This window comes from Mucilaginibacter gilvus, from assembly GCF_004054195.1.
Taxonomy (GTDB): domain Bacteria; phylum Bacteroidota; class Bacteroidia; order Sphingobacteriales; family Sphingobacteriaceae; genus Mucilaginibacter; species Mucilaginibacter gilvus.
Map to the genome: position 1 here is coordinate 21,194 of NZ_SBIW01000026.1, position 6,000 is coordinate 27,193.

General features: G+C 42.6%; 5 protein-coding genes and 1 pseudogene. All 6 read left to right on the top strand.

Features of this window, described 5'->3' with window-relative positions; translation table 11 throughout:
- The first annotated feature begins 104 nt into the window (after positions 1-104).
- Positions 105-566 (top strand): HXXEE domain-containing protein, encoded by a 462-nt coding sequence (locus EPL05_RS22025; RefSeq protein ID WP_128536156.1) that lies wholly within the window; start codon positions 105-107, stop codon positions 564-566.
- Positions 567-1,242: 676 nt separating this feature from the next.
- Positions 1,243-1,809, top strand: a complete 567-nt coding sequence (locus EPL05_RS22030) for a Crp/Fnr family transcriptional regulator (protein WP_243837354.1) — start codon at positions 1,243-1,245, stop codon at positions 1,807-1,809.
- A gap of 62 nt (positions 1,810-1,871) precedes the next feature.
- Entirely contained in the window at positions 1,872-2,762 is an 891-nt protein-coding gene (locus tag EPL05_RS22035; protein ID WP_243837355.1) for an NmrA family NAD(P)-binding protein, read from the top strand.
- Positions 2,763-2,781: 19 nt separating this feature from the next.
- Positions 2,782-3,711, top strand: a complete 930-nt coding sequence (locus tag EPL05_RS22040) for an alpha/beta fold hydrolase (RefSeq protein WP_128536157.1) — start codon at positions 2,782-2,784, stop codon at positions 3,709-3,711.
- Between the two features lie 1,104 nt (positions 3,712-4,815).
- On the top strand, positions 4,816-5,313 hold the full coding sequence (locus EPL05_RS22045; RefSeq protein ID WP_128536158.1) for a DUF1281 family ferredoxin-like fold protein: 498 nt from the start codon (positions 4,816-4,818) through the stop codon (positions 5,311-5,313).
- Positions 5,314-5,336: 23 nt separating this feature from the next.
- A pseudogene (locus EPL05_RS22050) lies at positions 5,337-5,882 on the top strand (DUF932 domain-containing protein); the annotation flags it as partial.
- Between the last annotated feature and the right edge of the window lie 118 nt (positions 5,883-6,000).

Below are 6,000 nucleotides of genomic sequence, written 5' to 3' on the forward strand. Positions count from 1 at the left end.
CCCTTTTAACCTGTTTTAGTAACATTTATACCTTGTGGCTTAATCGTATAGTCAGACCTTTGTACTAATTATTAACGCAGAAATTCCTGCATAAAAACATTGTCATGAATTATCAATTTATTTTATGGATAGCATTATTATCCTACGCACTACACATTCTTGAGGAATACTTCTATAATTGGAGGGATTGGGCAAATAAGACATTTCATATTACTGCAAGCTGGACAGATTTTTATCTCGTCAATACGTTTGTGCTGTTTTTTGGATTAACTTGTGCGTCGATTGGCTGGAACTGTTTTTGGATAGCGCTATCCTTCCCGGGATTTATGTTGGTAAATGCGGTTGTCTTTCATATTACCCCAATAATAAGGTATCGCAATTTTTCTCCCGGCATAATAACGTCTTTGATCTTATTTTTGCCGGTGGTTGGGTTTTCTTATTACTACGCCTATCGAAATGGCGCGCAAATTTCGGACTTTGTCATATCTTTAGCTATAGGTGCTATATTAATGTACTATCCAATAATTCTCCAAAACACCAAAAACAAAGCTTTCTTTCAGCAATAATTAACAACATCTCTTGGGACATGCGATAAAGTTTATCACTTGTCCCATTTTTATACTCGTTAGGTTTTTATTTATCAGTTAAATAAGTATATGCCCCCTAGTTTTAGGGGTTCGAACTTTTAAACATCAGATGTGAAATTTTCGGGGTATATCGAGTCAATAAGTTTCCTTTTTCCGTAATGGTCGACCTTACCGTATATTGTATTCAGGCTATTACCCTAAAAAAACTGCAACCAGCGTCTTCAAAACTCGTTTACGCTCATCTGATTACCGCCCAGATCACTTATCATGTTGTTCAGTACCATGGTCTCCCGATCTCCTTGCACTTTCAACGCGGAAATCCGAGGCTTCTAATCGTCATTTAATAACAACTCCTTGAGTTGAGTTATCTTGTTGTTTAATACGTTTATTCGGTAATGAAAACATTAATGAGGCAAACACTATCCAGATTATTCAGGACGAGCGATTGAATTTGCAAAAGAAAGAATATCAACGACGGAATTATCTGTAAACGAGGTAGCGTATAAACTTAGATTTGAACTCCCCAGGCTTTTAGCAAGTTTTATTTTAATCAGAACGAGTACAACGCCTTCAGAATTTAGAAGCACTTTTAGTTGATGTATAGGTATCAGAATGCAGTTTTTATTAAATTTGTATTTACCTAAATGTCGGCAAAATGATGACAGATTTCGAAAACTTTATAAAATCAAGGGTAGTAATTAATCAGTCTGAACTGGAGCAGATACTTTGCGCATTTAGCAGAAAAACTATTGAAAAAGGGCAGTTAATTTTAAAGAGGGGTCAGACCGCTCATCAGTATTTTTATATTCAATCAGGGACAGTTCGTTTTTTTTTCGGTGAGTTTGACGCGCAATTAACCGCCTGGGTGATTTTTAAAAATGAATTCTTTGCAGAAATATCAAGTTTGAATCCTCAAAAACCTACCCGGTTCAATATCGAGGCTACTGAAAAAACTGAATTATTATGCATCAGCAAAGCAGATATGGATAGGTTATATCAGCAATTTCCGGTATGGCAGGAATTCGGAAGGAAGTTATGGGAGGAAATGTCGATCAGAATGATTGACCGCATCCTTACTTTTCAAACAAAAACTGCTGAAGAGCATTACCTGGAATACTTAAACACACCCGATTTTCTTCAAAAAGTCCCGGTTAACCAAATTGCCTCTTATTTGGGAATAACGCCTAATGCACTTAGCAGGATCAGAAAAAACATCAAGTAGCTAATCTACCATTTGGTAGATTTACGCATACCCACTGCCGGTATATTTGTAACATCAAAACGATGTTAAAAATGAAGCCAATCATATTAGTTGCCGGAGCAACAGGTAATTTAGGGCAAAGGATCTGCCGCGAATTAATTAAAATTAATGCTGAAGTACGGGCTATTGTTCGTGTTGGAAGCAAAAAGGAAACGGTGGATGCCCTGGAACAAATGGGCGTCGATATTTACGAGGTAGACTGGTCCGTCCAGGAAGAACTGATCGGCTCTTGCCGGGGCCTATCCTGTGTAGTTTCTGCACTGACCGGTTTACACGACGTTATAGTGGAAGCGCAGCTTAAGCTTTTAAATGCGGCTGTCTCTGCAGGTGTCCCCCGGTTTATTCCTTCCGATTTTTCGAGTGACTTCACACAAATTCCGCTGGGCGAAAACCGGAACTTTGACCTCCGGAAAGAGTTTCAGTATCATTTAGATAGCAGTAATATTAAAGCCACTTCCATCTTCAACGGGGCATTTTCTGATATCTTACGGTATAACACGCCTTTGTTTAATGTAAAGGACAAAACGGTAACTTATTATGAGGATAAGGCAGATTGGGAAATAGACTTTACAACAATGGACAATACGGCTGAATATACGGCAGCTGCAGCCATTGATGATGACGCCCCGCGTTTTTTAAGGATAGCCAGTTTCCGGGTCACCCCTAACCAGTTAGTTGCCCTGAGCGTGCTGCACAAAGGCGGCGGATTTCAACTGATCAACCGCGGCTCAATGCAAAGCTTTTCCGAATACAACAAGCATCAACGGGCGTCCAATCCCGATGGAGAAAATGAATTATACCCCAGGTGGCAGCAGGCACAATATTTATACAGCATGTTTTTAGTGCATCACACCGAACTTGATAATAACAGGTACAACGGCATAAGCTGGTCGCCGATTGAACAAAATATTTAAATACGCTAAAAAAGAAATTATGAAAAACGAAATAGAAAATAATGACCACTTATATTCAGACGAGGAACTGATCAAAAGCTGGCCGGGGTTTGTAAATAAATATGTCACCGTAAACGGCCTACAATTACACTATGCAGAAGGTGGCAGCGGCAAACCGCTAATTTGTTTACCGGGCTGGCCACAAACCTGGTATTCATTCCACACGATTGCCCCCCAACTTGCAGCGCAGTACAGGGTGATCGTTGTCGATATCAGGGGAATGGGAACTTCAGGTAAACCCGAATCAGGCTATGACAAAAAAACAATGGCCGGTGATATTTACGCGCTTGTGCAACAGCTGGGATTAGAAAAAATCAATATCCTCGGACATGACATTGGCGGCATGGTCGCCATGAGCTTTGCATTTAATTATCCGGAGGCAACCGAAAAACTGATCATCATGGATGGCTCACATCCGAGCGAAGGAATGATGCAAATGCCTTTAATGCCTATGCCTGGTATGTTTACCGAAAAGATGAGTGGGAACGCGCCTTATGCCTGGTGGATGGGTTTTAATCAGGTAAAAGGACTTCCGGAAAAAATCCTGGTGGGAAGATTTCATTACCTGATGGACTGGCTGTTTAATTATACCATGATTGACGATAGCAAAATGTCGGCGTTCGACCGGGCAGTTTATGCATCCGCTTACAATAAAACCGATCAAATCCGCGCCTCCAACGCCTGGTACCAGGCATTTAATCAGGATATTGCCGACTCAAAAACTTACTCTAAACTGGAAATGCCTGTGCTGGCTATTGGAAGTTATATCAGTTACAACTTTATGAAAATGGGGATACCTTATGTGGCTGAAGATTATAAGGTAACCGGGATACAAGACAGCGGCCATTACCTTGCTGAGGAACAACCCGAAGCTGTTCTTGAAGCATTAATTCCTTTCCTTGGCGAATAACCTCACCATGTTGTATAGAGCAGGCACGTTTCATTGCTTGCTCTTTACATTTTGGTCATAATGGAGTTTGGAATTTGCTTAATCCCTCCACAACATGTGAATGCGCTTTTTAAAAGTCTCTTCAAACATTTGCCGTTGTAGCCGGCTACGGGAAAAATCATATACCATAATTCATTATCAGGTGCTAACCAAGGAAGTGCATTTGTAAATGCCTTATTGAATAGCCGAAACTGGGATGTCTGAAACACGTCCCTGCAATTCAAAAAATTCACGCATTTGATAATAAATTTTTCCCTTGTCGGACATCATTTAAAATGAAAGATCACATCGCCGCAAACCTATTTAGACTAACCGGCTCCCGTTTCTGATCATGGCATCCCGTTCCGGCCGCGCTTTCCGCTATATCTTCTTCGAAGGATGCCGCTTCTATCGCGGATGCATCCCATGCCCGCAGATCAGGTTCATCCATTAGCTTCGCTAAAAGGCTTCTCCAGATCCCGGGCCGCGCTGCAAGAGCCCCTGACGCCGATGCCGCCGCTTTTCGGAGCAGACCGTACGCTCCGCTTAACCTGGCTGCTCCGGCGGACACATCCGGCATCAGGGCACTTGCTTTGGGGCGATTTTTGTTGGTAGCGCCCGTTCATCCGGTTCATTCATTCCGTCTTACTCCATTGTTTCACCAGATCCCGGGCTGGCGCAAAAGCCTGCCGGCCGTATGCCCCCGACACAAGCCGGATCAGACCGTACGCTCCGCTTAACCTGGCTGATCCATCGCGCCCATCCGGCCGTCAGGCACTTGCTTTTTAATTGCTGTCGGGTTTATCCAGTTGGCGAATAAATAATCCTTTCGCATACCGCCTTAATCCGTTTTTATCGAACGGGCAAAAAGCACAGCTAAGTTCGTGACCGGTGAATCTTTTGGGTTGTCAAAAGACTACGGCATAAACGGCTGCCTCCCCGCTCTGGCGGGTCCCCTCCAATTATTCCGTTTCCTTTTGCCCGCTACCGGTCACATACTGCTGCTTTCTTTTTCCCCTCCTCATAAAAACAAAATGAAGAGGCTGGCAAAAAAGAAAAAGATTTTTAAACATAAAAAAGAAAAATATGGCAAACTGGTGCAGCAACAGCGTAGAGTTCATTGGCGAACACAGCCAATTCGAGCAATTAACATCCCTATTTCAGGCGATGGCAAAAAAAGAGAAAAAGGAAGAGCGGGGGCAGCTCCCAACATTCGTGAAAGAAGAAAGAGGGCATTTATTCTGCATCCGATGGGAAGACGGCATTTTAAATTATGAAACGAAATGGGCTCCCAACACAAACATTATCGTACAGATTGCCGACAAGTTCGGCGTTGGTTTCAAACTGAATTATACCGAACCCGGCATGGAAATCTTTGGCGAATCCACCTACACCGATGGTTGCCTGGAGGATATCTGTTTAGATAATGACGATACCTCCCGGTACGAGTACAACGAGGACGACAGCACTTACCGATTTGAAAATCAGAATTACGAATGCAGCGAAGAAATCCAGGAAATATTGCTTGAACGCAAAAAGGCAATTAAACGCCTGCAAGACCTTGACCCGACAAATAACAATTAATTCATCATCAAATCAATATTATCATGGCACACAATCTTAATTTCAATCAGCAAAATAATGAATACAGCTTTTTCAGTGTAAAAGAAAAAGCATGGCATAACCTCGGCAGGATAGTAGACCGCTACCCTACCAGCGCCGAAGCCATCCAATACGCAGGACTTGACTACAGCGTAGAAAAACGACCTTTATTTACCTACGATACCGAAAATCATTACGGCGAAACAGACCTTATTATTCCTGAAATTAAAGTCCCGAATTACTACGCTACCGTAAGGACTGATACAGAAGACGTACTCGGTGTAGTGGGCAGGGATTACGAAATTGTTCAGAACGTTGATGCCTTCCAATTTTTTGATGCCATCGTTGGTGGTGGGGATGGCATTCTTTATGAAACAGCAGGAGCATTAGGAAAGGGCGAGCGGATTTTTATAACTGCTAAGCTTCCTGATTATGTCCGGGTAGGCAAAGACGACCTGATTGAGCAGTATTTGTTCCTGACCACCTCGCACAACGGTTTTGGCAGTATTACAGCCGCCTTTACCCCTATCCGTGTGGTGTGCAACAATAGTGCGACTCGTTGTGCAGCCTAATAAGCTGTACGGGTCTCACCCGTAAGGGTGGATTTAACTTTTAATCAATCCAGTGGAATGCTGGTGTTAGCGGCTTATCTAATAAAGTCCATCCGAC